The organism is Mucilaginibacter sp. P4_A11 (genome assembly GCF_056402535.1).
Genome location: NZ_JBFUHE010000009.1, coordinates 161143 through 181074 on the forward strand (window position 1 = coordinate 161143; position 19932 = coordinate 181074).

Sequence of the window (19932 nt, forward strand, 5' to 3'; positions counted from 1 at the left end):
TAACGCTATTAATTAAAACACAACAATGAGCACAATAGCTAAATCAGACCCTACCATATTTATAATTTTTGGTGGAACGGGAGATTTAAACTCCCGGAAAATTGCTCCGGCCCTGTATAATCTGTTTTTAGACGGGTGGATGCCTAAACAATTTTCCATTATTGGTACCGGTCGTACCAAGCTTACTGACGAGCAATTCAGGGAGAACCTGTATAAAGATATCAACCAGTTTTCGCGCAGCGGTAAAACCGATGATAAACAATGGGCCGAGTTTGTAAAAAACATTTATTACCAGGTATCAGATGCCAACGACTTTGAAACTTACAAAGAGTTTGGCAAACGCATTGAGAAACACAACGCCGAATGGAAAGCCAAAGCAAACGTGTTATTTTACCTTGCGGTAGCACCTAATTTCTTCCCGATCATTGCATCAAACATATCAAAAGCTAAACTGGCCGATGATAAAAAACGTGTAAGGATCATAATCGAGAAACCATTTGGTCATGACCTGGAAACAGCAAAGGACCTCAATGCGTTATTGAAAAGCATTTTTGATGAGTGTCAGATCTATCGTATTGACCATTACCTGGGTAAAGAAACGGTTCAAAATATCATGGCGTTCCGTTTTGCCAACTCCATTATGGAGCCGCTGTGGAACCGTAACCATATTGAACATGTGCAAATTTCAGTTACTGAGCAATTAGGCGTTGAAGAACGCGGCGATTACTATGATGGTTCAGGTGCTATGAGGGATATGATCCAGAACCACCTGTTGCAATTGCTTTGCCACGTTGCTATGGAACCCCCAATCAGCTTTAGCGCTGATGAAGTACGTGACCGTAAGGTTGACGTGCTGAAAGCCATGCGCAAATTTACTGCCGAGGATGTACGTAATTCCACCGTTAGGGGCCAGTACGGCAGCGGATGGATGAAAGGTAAGGAAGTACCTGGATATCGTGATGAGCCTAAGGTTAATCCGGAATCAAATACCGAAACCTTTGCTGCTATCAAGTTTTTTATTGATAACTGGCGCTGGCAGGGTGTTCCTTTCTACTTACGTACAGGTAAAAGGATGCACCAGTCGTCATCAGTTATTACCATCCAGTTTAAGGACGTTCCACACCAGATCTTCCCTGCCGAAGCAACGGAAAGCTGGCAGCAAAACAGGCTTATCATTAGCATTCAGCCTGAGATGAGCATCCGTTTGCAGGTACAGGCTAAACGCCCGGGTATTGATATGGTATTAAACGCCGTTGATATGGTGTTTGATTACAAAGGTACGTATACCAACCAGGCTCCTGAAGCATACGAAACGTTAATCCTGGACACCATGATGGGCGATCAAACCCTGTTTATGCGTGGCGACCAGGTGGAAGCTGCATGGGAACTGGTAATGCCTATCCTGAGTACTTGGCAAAGCAAAAAGAGCCTGAATTTCCCTAATTATTCGGCCGATTCATGGGGCCCCGAAGCCGCTGAAGCTTTAATTGCCCGCGATGGTTATAACTGGTTTACCTTACCCGTAAACAGTAAAAAATAAAAGCTGATGAAACTGAATATCTATAACACGGAGGGTGAGGTTTTAACCGGGCTGGCCGATCATTTTGTTACCCTGGCTACCGAAGCCATTAACAAAAATGGCAGGTTCAGTGTTGCCCTTTCGGGCGGTAGCTCACCTAAAAAATTATATGAGCTGTTAGCTTCAACAACTTATGCCGACCAGGTGAACTGGGAAAAGGTTTTCTTCTTTTTTGGCGATGAGCGTAATGTACCTCAAGATCATAAGGATAGCAATTACCTGATGGCTAAGAAAGCGCTGTTTGAGCCTTTGTTGATAAACCCGGGCAATGTATTTGCGGTTGATACCTCATTTGAGCCAGCCGAAGCTGCTGCTAAATACTGGGAGATCATCTCTGCCTTTTTTGATGATGGCGAAGCAAGCTTTGACTTGGTATTATTAGGCCTGGGCGATAACTCGCACACTGCTTCATTATTCCCTTATACGCCGGTGCTGCATGACCGTGTACCTGGCGTAAAAGAAGTATGGCTGGAAGATCAGCAGGTTTGGCGTATTACCCTTAACGCACCGCTTATTAATGACGCAGCGCAAATCGCGTTTTTAGTTTACGGGGCAGGCAAAGCCGAAGCAGTAAAACACATCCTGGAAGATGATGAGGATATTGAGCTTTATCCGGCTCAACTCATTGATTCGATATCAGGAGAAGTGGATTGGTTTTTAGATGAACCAGCTGCTGAAGCATTGGAGAATAAAGAATAATATCCATTATTTTCGATAACAAAAGGGCTTGGGTGTTATGCTTAAGCCCTTTTTGTTTTTAAAGTAGATCATTCAAGTCGACACACATTTATGCGATTTGCTGATAACAAGTTCTTAAATTCCCCTCTTGAGAGCTATCGTGTAGACACGTCTTTTTAATCATATCATTATTGATAAAAAAATGTCATTTCGACGAACCAAGGGTGGGATTTGTGCGAAAGAGTGAGGAGAAATCTTCTACGCCCTGCTTTTACAGGTATAGTTGTAGAGCCTGATGTAGAAGATTTCTCTTTCGCGCCATCACTCAACCCGCCGCTGCTCTATCGAAATGACAATTCTTTAAAAATGTGTCCACACGATAGCTCTCAAGAGGGGAATCACACAATCCAGCACTCTTTGGCAATAGCACAATGAGCTATATCTTGTAAATCAAAGATTTGCCTATTGATATTTCTTATCCGTCAACCATCCCGCAAGATCTTTATTATAATTAAAATATGATGGCGGAGGGAGCTTTCCGGCATTGAGGATGATGAGCGGTACTTTTATCTCGTAAACAGAGCCGTGACTGCGGTAGGTAGCAGGTAAATCTTCTTCTGCCTGGCTTTCCAGGTCGCCAAAAACAGTGGTCGAATCTCCAAGTACGATCAGGTCGCCAATCCTGGCTGGCGGGAGATGGTATTTTTTGGCTGCCTCAGCGCGGGTAAGCACTGTTTCAATTCCTTTAATTTTATATAGTGCTTTCTTTACGGCAGGTAGATCACTCTTTTTATTAAGGTAAACATATGATGCGCCACCAAAGCCGCGGTGATGTTTTACGTATTTGTCCTTTTCGGGGCTCAGCGCCAGCTTAATATCAACATGCTGAAGCTGCAAAGATTTCTGCACATCTACACAACGGCTTTTATGGTTCACGTCATGATCGGCAGTGATGAGTATGGCAGCATCGGGAGAGGCTTCGTTGATCTGGCCGATCAGGTTATCAATATTCGCTAAATGCCTGATCGAATTGCTATCCGCAGGCGCCCAGGTATGCATGGGATAGTCGGTAGTATGGATATAGATGCAGCGGATATCCTTTCGGTTCTTCAGCAGATAAATGCCCGCCTTCATCGACCAGTAATTTACTTCGGCGCTGTATATACTTGCAGGTGTGCCGATTTTGTTAGTCCATGAGGTGTCTGCTGTTTCCGGCGATACTACAATATCAGCACCTTCGGGTAGCAGCGTGGTGCTTTTCTTTTTGCTGGAGATTAGTGCCGACTTGATACCATATGCTTTTAATTTCTGAAATATAGTTGGGGCAAGTACAAGATGTTTATCTTCCATATATTCCTCTTCGCCCCTATCATTTAAAAAGAAGTTGCCACTGATGCCATTAACTTCGGGAAAAGTACCCGTACAGATGGAAGTGTTATTGGCATTGGTAACCGTTGGCATCAGTGCGTTAACCTGTTTAAAAAATCCTTTGGTAATTAATGCTTTTAAATGCGGCATGGGCGCGTTATTAAAATAGCTCATGCCAAAACCATCCATCATAATGATCACCACGTGCTTGCCATGGTTAAATTGTTTTTCCTGTGCCTGGCTTATCTGCACAAAAAGCAATAAAATAAAAACTCCTATAAAACGCCCGGCGTATTTCATGATGATCATTTTTCAACGAAAATAACCCGCCGGCAAATCATCTATGTTAATAAGAAATAAGTTAACCGAATGATAATTGCTCATTAACATAAAACCGCCAGTTACACGTGTATTCCATCGTCGCTTTTTTAATACCATTTCACCATTTTCTGCAATTTCACGCAGATTTCATCATTTTCGGACTCTAAAACCCATGTTAAGCCAATGTTAATTTTGACAGAAAAACAGCAATTGTAAGTCCATTTTACACTGCCCTGACCAAAATACCAATAGGGTCAAAAAATAAATTACTATTAATCAATCGATTAAATACTCATGACTTTTGGATGAAAAATCGCATCTGATTTCTGTTGTTAATTTGCTGTGTGTTTAAAACAACATATATCAAAAACACAATAATAGTTATGAAAAATTTATTCAAAGTTTCAGCATTAGCCCTTGCATTTGCAGGCTTAGCTTTCGGTGCAAAAGCACAAACATCTACACCTACTACCACTACTACAACATCAACTACAACTAAAAGCGGCATCCGTTACAGCATCGGTGTTGACGCAGGTATTCCACTTGGAGATTTCAAAGACAACTACAAATGGAATTTAGGCGGTTCGGTACAGGCTGATATCCCCGTTCTTTCAAACAAATTATTTGTTACCGTTAACGCTGGTTACAATAACATCTTTGGTAAAAATGACGTAGTTGTTGGTAACACTACCGTTAGCCCTACTGATTTTCATTTGATCCCTGTTAAAGCTGGTTTAAAATTCTTCCCTATTGATAACTTCTATGTTCAGGGCGAAGCCGGTGCAGCATTTTTGTTAAACAAATCTGACGTTGGCGCTAACAAATCAACTGCATTTGTTTACGCTCCGCAAATTGGTGTTCAATTCCCTGTAAGTGCAAGCAGCTTTATTGATGCAGGTATCCGTTACGAAGCAACTACAAAATATGCTACCGGCGTTGATGCAAGCAAAGTGAACTTCATAGGTTTACGTGTAGCGTACGGCTTTTAATATATGGCCCTACAAATACCTTAACATAAAAAAGGGGAGCTCATTCGGGCTCCCCTTTTTTATTATGTTTTTTTAGTGGATATGAACCCTTATAATTAAATAAATCGTATAAATTAGCACATTGTTTGTATTTTGACACGTAATAATACATTTACCGCACAATAATTGCTGAATATGAAGAGGATCCTCATCATTGATGATGAAGTTAATGTTGCGTTATTGCTATCGAAGTTTTTAACGCGGAATGGGTTTGACGTTGGTACCGCCTCAAGTGGTACCGGGGGTATGGAGGCGTTGAAAAACGGTGAATATCAACTTGTACTTTGCGATTTCAGGCTTGAAGATACCGATGGGCGCGAAATGCTTCGCAATATTAAAATCCAATACCCTAAAACGGGGGTTATCATCATCACCGGCTACTCGGACATAAAAATGGCCGTTGAGCTTATTAAAATGGGGGCCTATGATTATATCACCAAGCCGCTGTATCCTGATGAAATATTAAATACCATTAATAAGGCCCTCGAAACCCACCATGCCCTGGTTGAGGTTGATGAAGAGCCGCAGGCAGCCATTTTACCCGAAAAGGCCAAAGCCGTTAAAAAAACCGTTTTTGCGGCCGAATTTGTAACCGGCACCAGCCGTGCGTCAAAGGAACTTGCCCGGCAGATAGAACTGGTTGCCCCAACCAATTACAGTGTTATTATTTTGGGCGAAAGTGGTACGGGGAAAGAGTCGGTAGCGAAAAGTATCCACCTGAACAGTCCGCGGCATAACCAGCCTTTCATAGCTATGGATTGCGGCTCTTTAACCAAGGAGCTTGCAGCAAGTGAGTTCTTCGGGCACGAAAAGGGTTCATTTACCGGCGCTTTATATACCAAAATTGGACACTTTGAAATGGCTAATGGCGGTACTTTGTTTTTAGATGAAGTAGGTAACCTTTCATATGAGATCCAGGCAGCTTTGCTTCGTACCGTACAGGAACGTAAGGTTAAAAGGATAGGCAGCACCAAAGAGATCGATCTTGATGTGCGTATTATCATAGCCACCAACGAGAACCTGCAGGAGGGCATCCAGAAGGGCCGTTTCCGCGAGGATCTATATCACCGCTTTAATGAGTTCAGTATTTACATGCCGCCATTGCGTGAGCGAGGGCACGACGTTATACTGCTGGCCGAACATTTCTTAAAAATTGCCAACCAGGAGCTTGGCCGCAACGTTGAATCCTTTGCACAGGAAGTTGTGGATTGCTTTATGAACTACCGCTGGCAGGGTAATATCCGCGAGCTTAAAAATGTGATCCGCCGGGCGGCACTTTTAGCCGAAGGTAATGAGATCACACTTAAAGCGTTGCCGCTTGAAATGTCGACCTATAAATTGTCGTACGAAACGCCAAATCATTACACACAGCATCATCAACCCTCATCGCATGCAGCTGAGATACCCGAGGTTAAAGAACCCCGCCACGACCTTAAAAATGCCGCGCTCGAGGCCGAATACGAAACAATTATAAGGGTGTTAAGGGAAGTTAACTTCAACAAAACCAAAGCTGCCGAGATCCTGAATATCGATCGCAAAACCCTCTATAATAAAATGAAGGCCATTAACCTTAAGTAACATGGGGGCTAATGAGGAAAAAGACGATGCCGAGGCAATGCGTAAATTAAGGCACGATATAAAAAACCAACTATCAAACATTCACCTGGCGCTTGAGCAGTTACGGTATGAAATACCCAATCCAACATCAGACTGTTTGTTTTACATGGATACCATAGAAATAAGTTCAATCCGGATCAATACCCTGCTTAACGATACCAACTAAAAGGCGTTGCAATTAATACATGAAACGCTAAAACTTTTTGGCGTTTTTTTGTTTTAAGCAAGTATTAATCAACAGTCTACATGTCAGTTTTCAATTACAAGCAGCGCAACAATATTATCCTGGCAAGTATCATTGTACTTGGCTGCTTTTTACTTTATGCGCTCAGCAGCCTGTTTAGTTCAATTTTGGGTGCTGTAGTGCTGTTCACCATTTTTCGCCCGCTTTTCATTAACCTTTCCGAAAAAAGAGGATGGAACCGCTCGTTAGTGGCACTGCTTATTATTTTTATATCGCTTATCGTAATTGTGATCCCTTTTCTCACTTTAAGCATTATGGTTGTTGGTAAAATTTCAAGCATCAACCTTAAAGAGCTTCCTATTGACCAGTGGATCTCAAAAATTGATGCATTCGCCGGCGCTAATCTCAATCAACCTCATTTTGCCGAAGAGACATTACAAAAATTAGGCACTTTTGCCACCGGCCTTTTCCCATCTATATTGGGCAGTGCGGCCAACACTATATTAACCTTGCTGGTATTGTATTTTATACTGTATTTCATGTTTACCCAAATACGTGAATTTGAGGCCGGTTTATTAAAATATGCACCATTCCGGGAGCAGCATGCATTAAAATTTGCCAATGCCCTACGCGATTCTACCTATTCAAACGTTTTAGGACAAGGGATCATAGCGCTTACACAAGGGATACTATTGGCCAATGGGTTTTGGATATTCGGTATCCCCGACCCGATTTTCTGGGGGGTTATCGCTATCTTTATTTCGTTTTTACCGGTTGTAGGGGCACCAACGTTATGTATCCCGGCAAGTATTGTTTTGTTTGCGCAGGGGCATAACTGGCAGGGGGTGGCATTACTGGCTTACGGTTTATTGTTCATTGGCAATATTGATAACTTTTTGCGCATGATCATTAATAAGCGGGTAGCCAATACACATCCTATAATTTCAATAATTGGAGTTTTTATTGGGCTGCCGCTTTTTGGGATCCTGGGGCTGGTGTTTGGCCCGGTGCTGTTATCATATTTTATGCTGTTGCTGGAGATCTATGAAACCAATCGCCTCGCTGCCGACAGGCTTGAACGGATAAACAGTGTATAAATTATACCGTACAGCCCTGAACAGTTTTGTGAACACAGGGTAAAATTTATTTAGCACATAAAAGTTAATTTATACTTAAATAAAAATAAATGCGCCAAATGCACATATTTGGCAGGATATTTACGAGTAACTAATCAAATGTTCAACTTTAAATTATATTACAATGAATGATAACTCAAAAGTAGTTGTTGCATTGCTTGCCGGTTTAGCAGCAGGGGCAGCTTTAGGTATTTTGTTTGCACCCGATAAAGGCAATGAAACCCGCGACAAGCTAACTGAATCATTAAAAAACCTTGGCGAATCAATTAAAGATACCGCAGCGGCCGAAATTGACAACCTGGTTGGTTTAAAAGACAAAGTTGTGGAAAACATCAAGTCGAAAATTAAAGGCGCCGAAGAAGAATATCAGGACGACCTTGAGCACGCATAAGCATGTATAACACCAATCCCGGATGCGGATGAACAACCCCATCCGGGATATATAACCTTACCTATGGAAGATAAAAAAGAAACTCAACCACCATTACCGCCAATAGTTGATCAGTTAAAGGAATATGCCGAACTCCGGTTTAAGCTTTTAAAATATGAAGCTATTGAAGGTGGAACATCCATATTAGCAAGCATCATTGCCGATCTGGTAACCGTGATAAGCATGGTACTGGCATTTCTTTTTGCAAGTGTTACATTGGGCTTTTTTCTTGCCGATGTTTTCCACTCCAATTGGGAAGGTTTTGGTTGTGTTGCCGTACTTTACTTTTTGATAGCCATGTTTATCAAGATATTTAAACGCCACCTCGAAAGGCCGCTTATCAACATCTTTATTCAAAAAATATTTAAACGATAAACCATGGATCTTCATATCACCAACATCAGCGATTTGCAGGCCGAAATATTCAGGTTAAAAGCACTGGAAAAACAACAAGTGGTGGCTTTAAAAGCACGGGTCAATAGTCCGTCTGCTTTATTTTCAACCGCACTTACCCTGTTCCCCCGTTCAAATGATACCGATGGTATAAAAAATACCAGTTTTTTCCATCCGGATATTCTGAACCTCATCTCCAGGTTCGTGATTCCGCTTGCATTGAACAAAACGCTTTTTAAACACTCTAACTTTTTAGTAAAAACACTGGTTGGCCTTGTTTCGCAAAAAGCTTCGAACTATGTAAATGAGGATACCGTTGGCGGCATCTGGGATAAGGCAAAAGCCCTATTCGCAAAATTCACGAAAAAGAAAGAAGATACAGAATACAAACCTGCACCATATGTTAAGCCTGCGGGCGGAGCGGTAGTATGATTGACACGAATTATTCGAATTACACAAATTCGCTTCGTCAGTATCTATTCAAAACATTCGTGCAATTCGTTTAATTGCTCATCAATAAACAAATCAATTCGTGTTAAAAATTTCTACACGAATTTTGCTAATTATTCGAATTTCTCAAAGGCACCTGACTATTTCGTGTAATTCGATTTAATTGCTCTACAGCACGCAAATCATTCGTGTTAAAATAATTTCAATATTTTTGCACTTTATTTTAAAAACGTAAAGTGGGAAAAGATAAGTTAAGGCGTTTTGCCGAAATTGAAACCTTCAGTAATGTACTGCAATTAGATGCCGGCAAACCTTTCAAAGGCCAATGGAGCCGCGAGCTTTTTAAGAACGATAACCCGGTAGTGCTTGAACTGGCCTGCGGCAAAGGCGAATATACCGTGAACCTTGCCCGCATGTTTCCTGATAAAAATTTCGTTGGTATCGACTATAAAGGCAATCGCATCTGGCGCGGCGCCAAAACCGCTATTGAAGACGGCGTACCCAACGTTGCTTTCCTTCGTATCCAGATCGAGAATCTGCTTGATTATTTTGCCCCCGGCGAAGTAGATGAGATCTGGATCACTTTCCCAGATCCGCAACCGCAATTGAGCCGCGAGAAAAAGCGATTGACCTCCCCACGTTTCCTGGATAAATATATCGTCATCTTAAAGCCTGGTGGCTGTGTTAACCTCAAAACGGATAACGATGGTCTGCACGCCTACACTGCCGAAAAGATAGACGAACTGAAGCTAAATCTGCACATTAAAACAGAAGACCTCTACCATTCGGAATACGCCGATGAGGTGCTATCCATCAAAACCTACTACGAGAAAAAATACTTACAGCATAACAAAAACATTAACTACCTTAAGTTTTCATTTACCGAAAACGCTTAATGGAGGACATTAATTTTTTTGAAAAGGTTTACCAAGTTGCCCGGTTGATACCAACCGGACGGGTAACATCATACGGCGCTATAGCGGCTTATCTTGGCACCAAAGGTTCATCGCGCATGGTGGGCTGGGCCATGCAGGCGGCAGGTAATGCTAAGCCACCTGTTCCTGCGCATAGAGTGGTGAACCGGGTTGGTTTACTAACAGCCAAAGCCAGCTTTGGCGGCAACCGAATGGCCGATATGCTGGAAAGCGAAGGAGTAAAAGTAGTTGATGATCAGATCCAGGATTTTAAATCACATTTCTGGGATCCGATGGTGGAGCTGGCGTTGTAGGCTCTCAACTTTAATCAAAAACGCGCCACCGCTCGGCTCCGGCCGAGTGTCTGCGAAGAAAAATAAACAAAAACCACGTCATTGCGAGCGCAGCAACCGCACGGAAGCATAGCCGCCCTGTAGAGCATGCGATTGCTCGTCGTTCCTCCTCAATGACATGATTTTTTATCGCACAGGCGACTTTATAAATTATTACTCCGTAAACTGCAATAACTCCATCCTGTTCCCAAACGGATCAATAAACGAAAACCGGATTCTGCCGGGAATCACCGGTTCTTCCCAAAATTCAACACCAAAACCTTCTAAATGCCGCCGGGCTTCTGCAATATCGGTAACCTCAAAGGCAGTATGCCTGGATGTGCGAGGCAAAGCATCTTCGGTACTCAAATGCAGCTGGATATCGGCTATCTGAAACCAATACCCTTTCGAATTAAATGCAGGGCGTTCTATCCGCTCCAATCCTACAACATCTGTATAAAAAATCCTTGCCTCTTCCAGTCGTTCTAACGGAACACAAACCTGGATATGGTCGGCGCGTTTAAAGTTGATCATATTGTAAAAGATCGTCATTGTTGTGAGGGGCCTATCCCTGGCATAAACTATTTTGTCATGTTGAGCGATAGCGAAACATCTTCTGCAACAAGCATAGTGAACTTGCCGGGCGAAGAAGATCCTTCGTTCCTCAGGATGACAAAACTATCATTGAGTGAGCACCTCGCAATGACGTATTTTTTGTTAATTTATTCGTGCTCGGCAAAAGTAAGCACATAGCCATTATTATCCTTTATCGAAAATTCTGTTGCACCATAAAAGGTAGTTTCAAGGCCTTTTAGTACGGCAACCTTATCTTTTATTTCCTCAAAAAAAGCGCGGATATTTTTAAGATTGATATATAACAGCAATGAGCCCCCATCAACGCGGCTTATTTCCGGCAGGTCATCGGCCAGGCTGCTAAAAGTTTGAAACATCATGGTGACGCTGCCATTGGTCATCATGGCCCAAACAAGATCGGTCCCGGCTTCGGGTACGCTCATTGCAACTTTGAAGCCCAGCAGCTCATAAAAGCCGATGGTTTGGTTGATGTCATTTACAAAAATGTTAGGTGATAAACTTTCCATAATCAGTGCGTAAAAAATTTGGTTAACGGCCATAAAAATAACAATCCATTCTTTTAAATGCTAAATATTTTAGCTTAATTAGCCTAAATATTTTATTAATAAACATACGTACCGTGGGAAAACTTGTAGAAGAATTTGACGCCTATCGTTCTAAGATGAACGACAGGATCATGGAAACAGCCAATACCAATATTAAACGCTTTTTTGCGCTTGATACAACCAGCTATGCTGAAGGTGCACTTGATGTAAAAACCAAAGAGATGCTTGGCCTGGTAGCCAGCATGGTTTTACGCTGCGACGACTGTATCAAGTACCACCTGGGCAAATGCCACGAAGCCGGTGTTAACCATGATGAAATGAACGAGATCTTTATGATAGCCAATTTGGTTGGTGGTTCGATCGTTATTCCGCATTACAGACGCGCCGTTGAATACTGGGATGAGTTGAACGAAATGAAATAAACCAATCATTTTCTCCTCGTCATTGCGAGGTACGAAGCAATCCCAAACCATACAGGGCGGATTTGCATTTCTTCTCTGCCAATTGGTGATTGCTTCGTGCCTCGCAATGACGTGATGTTATAACCCTATAAACTTTAAAAACATGCCGACTTCGAACTTAGAACTTAAGACTTCCGACTTAACCCGTTGCCACTGGCCGGGTACCGACGATTTATACATCAAATATCATGATAATGAATGGGGCAAAGAGGTTCATGACGATCATACCTTTTTCGAGTTCATGATCCTTGAATCAGCACAGGCCGGGTTAAGCTGGATCACTATTTTACGCCGGCGCGAAGGCTACCGAAAAGCATTCGCCAATTTTGATGTACAGAAGGTTGCTTCATTTAATGAGGAAGATGTTGAACGTCTGATGCAAGACGAGGGTATCATCCGCAACCGCCTTAAAATTAAAACGACTATCAGCAATGCTCAGTTGTTTATCGGCCTGCAAAAAGAGTTTGGCTCCTTTGATAAATACCTGTACAGTTTTATGCCGGATGGTAAAGCGATCATGAACCATTCCAACTCAACGCCTGCCACCAGTCCGGAATCTGACGCTATTGCCAAAGACATGAAAAAACGCGGCTTTAAGTTTTTTGGCACAACCATTTGTTACGCTTTTATGCAGGCCACCGGCATGGTAAATGACCATATTCCGGCCTGTAGTTTCAAGTAGTTTGGGATTTAACCGGTTTGATTTTTAAATTGAAAGGAAAAGGGAAATCGCTTTTAAAATCAATAGTAAGCACGGGGCACCTAACGGAGCCTTAAAGTTTCCATTTGTTTCCTATAAACACGATACTCCTCCGGAGTTTTAAGCAATTGATAAGACACTCCGGAGGAGTATCGTGTTTATAGACATTTTGTCCCCAATATATTGGCTCCGTTAGGTGCCACGTGTTTTGAAAGCGATTTCCCTATTGGAAGGGATGATTATTCGTCAACATTAATTGTATTTTTGAAACGGAAAAATCGCATTGATCATTTAATTTATCGGTGCATCATAATGCAATCAATTACTATCGCTCATTTTAAAATCTGTGAAATCATAAATCAATCGGTGAAATCCCAGAAAATAAAAATCAGTGAAATCATAAAAAGATGAAAAAACTATTTCTTTTGGATGGCATGGCCCTTATTTACCGGGCGCATTTTGCTTTAAGTAAAACACCACGGTTTACATCAAATGGGTTAAACACCTCGGCAATGATGGGTTTTACCAATACCCTGCTTGATGTTTTAAAAAAAGAGGCCCCCACCCACATGGCTGTAGTATTTGATACCGAAGCACCAACCGAACGCCATACCGATTTTGAAGGTTACAAAGCACACCGTGAAGCCATGCCCGAAGATTTGGCAAAAGCTTTACCCTATGTAATAAACATCATATTAGGCTTTAACATTCCTGTTATTACTTCGGATGGTTATGAGGCTGACGATATTATAGGGACACTCGCCAAAAAAGCCGAACAAAAAGGCTACCAGGTATATTGCATGACTCCCGATAAAGATTTTGGCCAGTTGGTATCAGAAAACATCCGCATTTACAAGCCTGCCCGCATGGGTAACGAGATGGAAATACAGGGTGTTAAAGAGATCCTGGCTAAATGGGAAATTGAGCGTGTTGACCAAGTTATAGATATTTTAGGTTTATGGGGTGATGCTGTTGACGGTATCCCGGGTATTCCCGGCATCGGCGAAAAAACCGCCAAAGCGCTCATTAAGCAATACGGCTCAATGGAAAACATCTTTGAGCATAGCCACGAACTTAAAGGCAAACAGCGCGAAAACGTTGAGCAGTTTAAAGCGCAGGGGCTGATGTCAAAAAAACTGGCGACTATATTACTAAATGTTCCGGTTGAATTAGATGAAGAAGGTCTTGAAGTTTGTGCGCCAAGCAAAGAGCTATTAGAGCCGCTTTTTGCCGAATTAGAGTTTCGCACTTTAGGCAGACGCGTGTTTGGCGATGATTTCAGCATAACCGAGTTAAAGCCTGCCGGTACCCAGATTGACCTGTTTGGCAACCCGACGGCCACCGGTCGTACCACCATGACGGTTGATGTGGAAGACATTCATGAGGAGCTTACCCTTGCCGCCAAAAACATTAACAATACACCACACGAGTATCACCTGGCCGATACCGTTGAAAAGCGCGCCGAACTCATCAAAATATTAGCCGGGCAACCAACTTTTTGCTTTGATACCGAAACCACCGGCACCGACCCTAATTATTGCGAACTGGTAGGCCTTTCATTTTCTGTTAAGCCGGGCGAAGGCTGGTATGTACCGGTTCCTGCTGATCAGGTTGCTGCACAAAGTATAGTTACTGAGTTTAAAGAGATCCTGGAAAACGAGAACATCGGCAAAATAGGGCAGAACATTAAGTTTGATATCCTGATGCTGAAATGGTACAACATTGAAGTAAAAGGCACCCTGTTTGATACCATGCTGGCCCACTATATCATCGATCCGGATACCCGCCATAATATGGATATCCTGTCGGAAAATTACCTCGGCTACAAACCTGTTTCTATAACCGAGCTTATTGGAGCCAAAGGCAAAAACCAGGGCAATATGCGCGATGTAGAATTTGAAAAAATAAAAGAATACGCCGCAGAGGATGCCGATATCACCCTGCAGCTTAAACATGTTTTTGAGCCTAAACTAAAAGAGGTTGAAGGCGAAAAACTGGTGAACGAGATAGAGCACCCACTGATATATGTGCTGGCCGATATGGAGTACGAGGGCGTAAAAATAGACCATGATACCTTGCGCGATTTCAGCAAAACGCTGGAAACGGATATTGCCCAGTATGAGAAAATTGTTTACGAAAAAGCAGGCGTAAAATTCAATATCGCATCGCCAAAACAACTGGGCGAAGTGCTGTTCGAGAAACTGATGCTCGACCCTAAAGCCAAAAAAACCAAAACCGGTCAATATCAAACCGGCGAGGACGTATTGCTTTCATTAGCAGCCAAGAGCGATATTGTACGTGATATCCTGGATTTTCGCCAGCTTCAAAAATTAAAATCAACCTATGTTGATGCATTGCCGCAAATGGTAAATCCTAAAACCGGGCGCGTACATACCTCATACAACCAGGCTGTTGCTGCAACAGGCAGGTTAAGCAGTGTTAACCCCAACCTGCAAAATATCCCTATCCGTACCGAACGTGGCCGCGAAGTTAGGAAAGCTTTTATCCCAAGGGATAGTGGCCATACCATTGTATCTGCCGATTATTCGCAAATAGAACTGCGTATTATAGCCGAGATCAGCAAGGATCCCAATATGATGCAGGCATTCGTTAATAACCTTGATATCCATACGGCCACTGCTGCCAATGTTTACGGCATCGGTCTTGATGAGGTAACGAGCGATCAGCGCCGCAACGCCAAGGCGGTTAACTTCGGCATTATTTATGGGCAATCGGCTTTTGGTTTATCGCAAAGCCTGGGCATACCACGTAAGGAAGCCGCCGAAATTATTGAACAATACTTTATCCAGTTTGCCGGTATTAAACAATATATGAGCGATACTATGAACTTCGCCCGCGAAAATGGCTATGTGTGCACGCTGATGGGGCGCCGCAGGTACTTGCGCGATATCAATTCGGCCAATGCAACCGTTCGCGGTTTTGCCGAGCGAAATGCCATCAATGCCCCAATACAAGGTTCGGCTGCTGACATGATCAAAATAGCCATGATCAATATTCACCGCGAACTGAAAGCCCAAAAGCTGGATACGAGAATGACCATGCAGGTACATGACGAGTTGGTGTTTGACGTACCGCATCACGAAGTGGAAATTGTAAAACCAATCATTATGCACAACATGAAAACCGCCATCAAAACCGAGGTGCCTATCATGGTGGAGATTGGAACAGGCTTAAACTGGCTGGAGGCGCATTAAGCTCTGCTATAAAATGTCATTGCGAGGAGGAACGGCGAAGCAATCGCATGCTATACAGGGCGGATCTGTATAGTGTGCAATTGCCACGCTCCGCTCAGCAATGACATGTTTTTTACTCTTGCGCTCGTTTGCAACAATCGCCGAGGAGGGTGCAGCCCTCCCTGCCGCCGCAATTTCCAACATCCCCCCTCCCGAGGGAGGAAATAGAAAAAAGTGTTTCTATCTCATTCTTTATGGAAAAGCAAAATATTCCTTATCGAAACCCCAACCAGTTTTTTAAGCAGTTTCTATCTGCCGAGGCTGCTCCGCTGCTTTCTAAAGCGGCACAATCACCAGATGGCGTTTATCCTGCGCATAATATTTTTGCCATTATGCGGATCGAAGAATTTGTACAGCACATTAAATTCCCCATCAACCCTGCCCGTAGTACTGTTTATGAATTTTGCTGGTTAAAAAAAGGGAAAATGACACGTACCGATGCCTTGCAGCGCTATGTTATAACTGCCGATATGATCTGCTTTTATGCCACGGGCAGTATTAAAGCTATCGAAGCATGCAGTGAGGACGCCGAAGGATATTATTGCATTTTCGATAAGGATTTTATCCTCCAGTTTTTAAAAAACCAAGGCACGCTTGATGAGCTTCCATTTTTCCAGGCCGACTGCAACCCACTCATCAAACTATCAGAACAGGAAAGCGCCGAACTGGCGCAACTGTTGATAAAAATAGAGCAGGAACACCTGAACGACCTGCCCGATAAGCAACGGATGATAGGTGTTTTATTATGCCAGCTACTCATCCAAATGAAACGGCAGTATTCGTCGTTGCCAAACGTAAAATTGCACTCAGCTCCCGAAACAATAACAAACGCGTTTTTGCAGCAGGTTAAGCTAAACTCCAGGCAACAAAAATCGGTAGCTTTTTATGCCGGCCAGCAAAATATAACGGCCAATCACCTTAACAAATGTGTTAAAGAATGTACAGGCAAACCGGTAAGCGCGCATATTACCGATATGCTTATTTTAGAGGCCAAAGTATTGCTGAAGCAAAGCAGTCATAATATATCAGAAATAGCCATGTTGCTCGGTTTTCAAAACTTTGCCTATTTTGCACGGGTGTTTAAAAAGCACACCCAGTTTACTCCCAAAAGCTATCGCGAAAAATTCATATATCCTGTTATTGAATGATTTGTACTAACAATTGCCGGATTACGCCTGACAGGAAACAAAATCTGCCGCTACTTTTGCCTCAAAATATTTCCTGTATATGAAGCAAATACAACAAACATATCCCGCAAAAAAATCCCATTATCAATCCCCGCCAATTATTGTTAAAGTGGCCATTACATGTATCTTCATGTTTATTATTTGCATTTCGGCATCGGCCCAAACCGCAAAAATTAAGGGTACGGTAACAAGCGGCTTATCAAACATCCCCATAGCCGGGGTTACCGTTAAGCTGATCAACCAATCTATTGGCACCACTACCGATTCGCTTGGCAATTACGTTATCGAACTAAAGCCCGGCAATTTCGGTCTCCAGTTTTCAAAAATCGGCTTTAAAAGCAAATCCTCGTTAGATATTCAAGTAAATAACGTTAAGGCCACTATTGTGGATATAGCACTTGATGAGGACGTAGCCAGCCTTAACGAGGTGAAAATTACGGCAAGCAGCCGCCTCAACAAAACGCTGGAAAGCCCGGTATCATTACGTAGCATCGGCGTATCCGAAATTAAGCGAAACCCTGGCGGCAATCGCGATATTTCGAAAGTGATCCAATCGTTACCCGGTGTTTCGGCCCCGGTAAGTTTTCGTAACGATATCATTATCAGGGGCGGCGCACCTAACGAAAACAGGTTTTACCTGGATGGTATTGAGATCCCCAATATCAACCACTTTGCCACGCAGGGCTCATCCGGCGGACCGGTTGGCCTCATCAACGTAGATTTTGTAAAAGAGGTTAATTTTTATTCGGGAGCTTTTCCCTCAAACCGGGGCAATGCTTTGAGCTCGGTATTTGAGTTCAACCAAAAAAATGGCCGGTCGGATAGGATGGGAGCCACGCTTACCATCGGCTCGAGCGATTTTGGTGCTACCATTGAAGGTCCGTTGGGTTCAAAAACCACTTACCTGGCATCGTACCGTTACTCATACCTGCAAGGTTTATTTAAATTACTTAAACTGCCTTTCCTACCATCCTACCAGGATTTTCAGTTTAAGGTTAAAACCAAATTTGACAACAAAAACGAGCTTACACTCATCGGCCTCGGCGCGCTCGATAAGTTTAAGCTCAACTTCGGCACCGATCCTACCGAAGAAAACCAGTACTTTTTAGCAACCATCCCAACCAACGATCAAAAAAACTATTCGGTTGGCGCAGTTTATAAACACTTTGGGCAACGTGGCTTTTCGCAGGTGGTGATCAGTCGCAGTTATTTGGATAACGGGTCGCAAAAGTTTAGGGATAATGACGAAAGTTTGGGCCAAACGCTCAATTACCGGTCGGCCGAGACAGAGAACAAATTCAGGTTTGAGCATACCGAACAGGCTGGCAGTTATCGCGTAAACTTCGGCACCGGCGAAGAAACGGCATCTTATAGCACCAACACGTTTAACCTGCTGCCCTTCGGCAACCATATTTATCAATCAAAAATTAACTTTTTTAAGTATAACCTGTTCGGGCAAATCAGCCGAACGTTTTTTGACAATAAACTATCCCTCTCATTCGGTGCCAGGGCCGATGCCAATAACTATTCAAGCCGGATGAATAACCTGCTGAAAACGTTTTCGCCGCGCTTTTCTGCCTCCTATAACTTTACCGATCAGTTTAGCATCAACTTTAATACAGGCATTTACTACCAGTTGCCGGCCTATACCGTTATGGGCTATCGCGATAGCACCAATCGTTTGGTAAACCGGAACGTAAATTATATTGAAAACAAACAGCTGGTATTAGGCTTTGAGTATAATACGCTTAAAAACACCCGTTTTACGGTTGAAGGTTTTTATAAATATTACAAGCATTACCCTGTTATTCGCCAATTGAATGATTCCATCCCGCTGGCTAACCTCGGTGCCGATTTTGGTGTTATTGGTAACGATGCGGTTGTTGGCGAAAGCAATGGCCGTAGTTATGGCGTTGAGTTTTTCGCGCAGCAAAAGCTAAACAAAGGTTTTTATGGCATTTTCGCGCTTACGCTTTTCAAAAGCGAGTTTCAGAACAAAAATGGCAGCTATGTGCAATCATCCTGGAATAGTCGTTATATTTTGAGCATGACGGCCGGCAAAATCCTTAAACGCAACTGGGAAATAGGTGCTAAATTCAGGTTTACAGGCGGCAGTCCGTACACGCCTTATGATCAGCAGTTATCATCGCTTAAAACAAATTACAGCACCTATCCGCAGGGAATTTTCAATTACACGCAATTGAACGGCCAGGTTTTAGATCCTTTTTACCAGCTTGATGCCCGGGTTGATAAAAAGTACTACTTTAAACATTACTCGTTCAACTTTTACTTCGACATTCAAAATTTAACCGCCCATACCTATAAGGAACAACCAGTTGTAGTTCCGGTGAAAGATGCTTCAGGAGGCCTTCAAGATCAGCCGGGTGATCCTTCGCGCATTCAAACCAAATTGCTTAACCGCAAAGGCGGGAATGTGCAGCCAACACTTGGGGTTATTTTTGAGTTTTGATCGATTAAAAAGCTCCCCTACTGAGAGCAGGCGCGCAGGAAAGAGCGAAAGCAGGGGTGTGTCTCTGCGTTGAGAGAATACAGCAAATACACCCCCCTCCACCCCTCTCAAGAGGGGAATCGCACTTCCCTCCCTTTTTACATTAGTTCCCGACTAACAACTTTAAGGAGTGTAAGCAACCCCAAACTGTACAAAGAAACTTGCATAGCTGCTCTGTAAACAGGGGATTGCTTCATGCCTCGCAATGACGTGGGGAGATAATGGGATTCTCAATCCCCCCTTTTCCCTATC

The 19932-nt window shown here is 43.0% G+C and carries 19 protein-coding genes; 16 read left to right on the plus strand and 3 right to left on the minus strand.

What is annotated here, in order from left to right:
• Positions 1-25 precede the first annotated feature (25 nt).
• Both zwf and pgl read left to right on the plus strand, forming a co-directional pair.
• Positions 26-1540 (plus strand): glucose-6-phosphate dehydrogenase, encoded by a 1515-nt coding sequence (gene zwf, locus AC1DUD_RS18505; protein WP_477377023.1) that lies wholly within the window; start codon positions 26-28, stop codon positions 1538-1540.
• A 6-nt stretch (positions 1541-1546) separates the two neighbouring features.
• A complete protein-coding gene (pgl, locus tag AC1DUD_RS18510) occupies positions 1547-2278 on the plus strand; it encodes a 6-phosphogluconolactonase (RefSeq protein WP_477377025.1) in 732 nt (243 codons plus the stop codon).
• Positions 2279-2719: 441 nt separating this feature from the next.
• Here pgl and AC1DUD_RS18515 read toward each other — a convergent pair whose 3' ends face one another.
• Positions 2720-3925 carry an alkaline phosphatase family protein gene (locus AC1DUD_RS18515; protein WP_477377028.1) on the minus strand — a complete coding sequence of 402 codons (1206 nt, stop codon included), beginning with the start codon at positions 3923-3925 and terminating at the stop codon, positions 2720-2722.
• Positions 3926-4329: 404 nt separating this feature from the next.
• Between AC1DUD_RS18515 and AC1DUD_RS18520 the strand changes: the two genes are divergently transcribed.
• The 9 genes from AC1DUD_RS18520 (at position 4330) to AC1DUD_RS18560 (ending at position 10412) form a co-directional block, all read left to right on the plus strand.
• Entirely contained in the window at positions 4330-4935 is a 606-nt protein-coding gene (locus tag AC1DUD_RS18520; protein ID WP_477377030.1) for an outer membrane beta-barrel protein, read from the plus strand.
• A 174-nt stretch (positions 4936-5109) separates the two neighbouring features.
• Positions 5110-6552: a sigma-54-dependent transcriptional regulator gene (locus tag AC1DUD_RS18525; protein ID WP_477377032.1), complete on the plus strand. Its 1443-nt coding sequence runs from the start codon at positions 5110-5112 to the stop codon at positions 6550-6552.
• 1 nt (position 6553) lies between these two features.
• Complete coding sequence (locus tag AC1DUD_RS18530) at positions 6554-6757, plus strand: hypothetical protein (protein ID WP_121232361.1); 204 nt, start codon at positions 6554-6556, stop codon at positions 6755-6757.
• Positions 6758-6837: 80 nt separating this feature from the next.
• Positions 6838-7872 (plus strand): AI-2E family transporter, encoded by a 1035-nt coding sequence (locus tag AC1DUD_RS18535; RefSeq protein ID WP_477377034.1) that lies wholly within the window; start codon positions 6838-6840, stop codon positions 7870-7872.
• Positions 7873-8035: 163 nt separating this feature from the next.
• Positions 8036-8302, plus strand: coding sequence for a YtxH domain-containing protein (locus AC1DUD_RS18540; RefSeq protein WP_090532345.1), 267 nt, complete (start codon positions 8036-8038; stop codon positions 8300-8302).
• A 63-nt stretch (positions 8303-8365) separates the two neighbouring features.
• Entirely contained in the window at positions 8366-8716 is a 351-nt protein-coding gene (locus tag AC1DUD_RS18545; RefSeq protein ID WP_477377037.1) for a phage holin family protein, read from the plus strand.
• Between the two features lie 3 nt (positions 8717-8719).
• The gene (locus AC1DUD_RS18550; RefSeq protein ID WP_477377039.1) at positions 8720-9166 is read left to right on the plus strand and encodes a hypothetical protein; all 447 of its coding nucleotides are present in this window, start codon (positions 8720-8722) and stop codon (positions 9164-9166) included.
• A gap of 254 nt (positions 9167-9420) precedes the next feature.
• The gene (gene trmB, locus AC1DUD_RS18555) at positions 9421-10080 is read left to right on the plus strand and encodes a tRNA (guanosine(46)-N7)-methyltransferase TrmB (RefSeq protein ID WP_477377041.1); all 660 of its coding nucleotides are present in this window, start codon (positions 9421-9423) and stop codon (positions 10078-10080) included.
• Positions 10080-10412 (plus strand): MGMT family protein, encoded by a 333-nt coding sequence (locus tag AC1DUD_RS18560; protein WP_477377043.1) that lies wholly within the window; start codon positions 10080-10082, stop codon positions 10410-10412. The genes trmB and AC1DUD_RS18560 overlap by 1 nt, the downstream gene beginning before the upstream one ends.
• Positions 10413-10604: 192 nt before the next feature.
• On the opposite strand, the gene AC1DUD_RS18565 is transcribed toward AC1DUD_RS18560, so the two are convergent.
• Together AC1DUD_RS18565 and AC1DUD_RS18570 are read right to left on the minus strand one after the other, a co-directional pair.
• A complete protein-coding gene (locus AC1DUD_RS18565) occupies positions 10605-10964 on the minus strand; it encodes a VOC family protein (RefSeq protein WP_477377045.1) in 360 nt (119 codons plus the stop codon).
• A 188-nt stretch (positions 10965-11152) separates the two neighbouring features.
• Positions 11153-11530 (minus strand): VOC family protein, encoded by a 378-nt coding sequence (locus tag AC1DUD_RS18570; protein WP_477377047.1) that lies wholly within the window; start codon positions 11528-11530, stop codon positions 11153-11155.
• 113 nt (positions 11531-11643) lie between these two features.
• On the opposite strand from AC1DUD_RS18570, the gene AC1DUD_RS18575 reads away from it, so the two are divergent.
• From AC1DUD_RS18575 to AC1DUD_RS18595, 5 genes are all read left to right on the plus strand, one after another.
• Entirely contained in the window at positions 11644-11991 is a 348-nt protein-coding gene (locus AC1DUD_RS18575) for a carboxymuconolactone decarboxylase family protein (RefSeq protein ID WP_477377049.1), read from the plus strand.
• A gap of 142 nt (positions 11992-12133) precedes the next feature.
• Entirely contained in the window at positions 12134-12712 is a 579-nt protein-coding gene (locus AC1DUD_RS18580; RefSeq protein WP_477377051.1) for a DNA-3-methyladenine glycosylase I, read from the plus strand.
• 425 nt (positions 12713-13137) lie between these two features.
• Entirely contained in the window at positions 13138-15945 is a 2808-nt protein-coding gene (polA, locus tag AC1DUD_RS18585) for a DNA polymerase I (RefSeq protein WP_477377053.1), read from the plus strand.
• A gap of 233 nt (positions 15946-16178) precedes the next feature.
• On the plus strand, positions 16179-17132 hold the full coding sequence (locus AC1DUD_RS18590) for an AraC family transcriptional regulator (protein ID WP_477377055.1): 954 nt from the start codon (positions 16179-16181) through the stop codon (positions 17130-17132).
• 79 nt (positions 17133-17211) lie between these two features.
• Positions 17212-19641, plus strand: coding sequence for a TonB-dependent receptor (locus tag AC1DUD_RS18595; protein WP_477377057.1), 2430 nt, complete (start codon positions 17212-17214; stop codon positions 19639-19641).
• Positions 19642-19932: the final 291 nt, after the last annotated feature.

What these genes read in the sequence shown, in the direction of transcription:
- AC1DUD_RS18590 (WP_477377055.1), top strand. Translation starts at nt 16,179, where the DNA reads ATGGAAAAGCAAAATATTCCTTATCGAAACCCCAACCAGTTTTTTAAG.
- AC1DUD_RS18535 (WP_477377034.1), top strand. Translation starts at nt 6,838, where the DNA reads ATGTCAGTTTTCAATTACAAGCAGCGCAACAATATTATCCTGGCAAGT.
- polA (WP_477377053.1), top strand. Translation starts at nt 13,138, where the DNA reads ATGAAAAAACTATTTCTTTTGGATGGCATGGCCCTTATTTACCGGGCG.
- AC1DUD_RS18545 (WP_477377037.1), top strand. Translation starts at nt 8,366, where the DNA reads ATGGAAGATAAAAAAGAAACTCAACCACCATTACCGCCAATAGTTGAT.
- AC1DUD_RS18560 (WP_477377043.1), top strand. Translation starts at nt 10,080, where the DNA reads ATGGAGGACATTAATTTTTTTGAAAAGGTTTACCAAGTTGCCCGGTTG.
- AC1DUD_RS18580 (WP_477377051.1), top strand. Translation starts at nt 12,134, where the DNA reads ATGCCGACTTCGAACTTAGAACTTAAGACTTCCGACTTAACCCGTTGC.
- AC1DUD_RS18540 (WP_090532345.1), top strand. Translation starts at nt 8,036, where the DNA reads ATGAATGATAACTCAAAAGTAGTTGTTGCATTGCTTGCCGGTTTAGCA.
- AC1DUD_RS18520 (WP_477377030.1), top strand. Translation starts at nt 4,330, where the DNA reads ATGAAAAATTTATTCAAAGTTTCAGCATTAGCCCTTGCATTTGCAGGC.
- AC1DUD_RS18515 (WP_477377028.1), bottom strand. Translation starts at nt 3,925, where the DNA reads ATGAAATACGCCGGGCGTTTTATAGGAGTTTTTATTTTATTGCTTTTT.
- AC1DUD_RS18565 (WP_477377045.1), bottom strand. Translation starts at nt 10,964, where the DNA reads ATGATCAACTTTAAACGCGCCGACCATATCCAGGTTTGTGTTCCGTTA.
- zwf (WP_477377023.1), top strand. Translation starts at nt 26, where the DNA reads ATGAGCACAATAGCTAAATCAGACCCTACCATATTTATAATTTTTGGT.
- AC1DUD_RS18530 (WP_121232361.1), top strand. Translation starts at nt 6,554, where the DNA reads ATGGGGGCTAATGAGGAAAAAGACGATGCCGAGGCAATGCGTAAATTA.
- AC1DUD_RS18595 (WP_477377057.1), top strand. Translation starts at nt 17,212, where the DNA reads ATGAAGCAAATACAACAAACATATCCCGCAAAAAAATCCCATTATCAA.
- AC1DUD_RS18525 (WP_477377032.1), top strand. Translation starts at nt 5,110, where the DNA reads ATGAAGAGGATCCTCATCATTGATGATGAAGTTAATGTTGCGTTATTG.
- AC1DUD_RS18570 (WP_477377047.1), bottom strand. Translation starts at nt 11,530, where the DNA reads ATGGAAAGTTTATCACCTAACATTTTTGTAAATGACATCAACCAAACC.
- pgl (WP_477377025.1), top strand. Translation starts at nt 1,547, where the DNA reads ATGAAACTGAATATCTATAACACGGAGGGTGAGGTTTTAACCGGGCTG.
- AC1DUD_RS18550 (WP_477377039.1), top strand. Translation starts at nt 8,720, where the DNA reads ATGGATCTTCATATCACCAACATCAGCGATTTGCAGGCCGAAATATTC.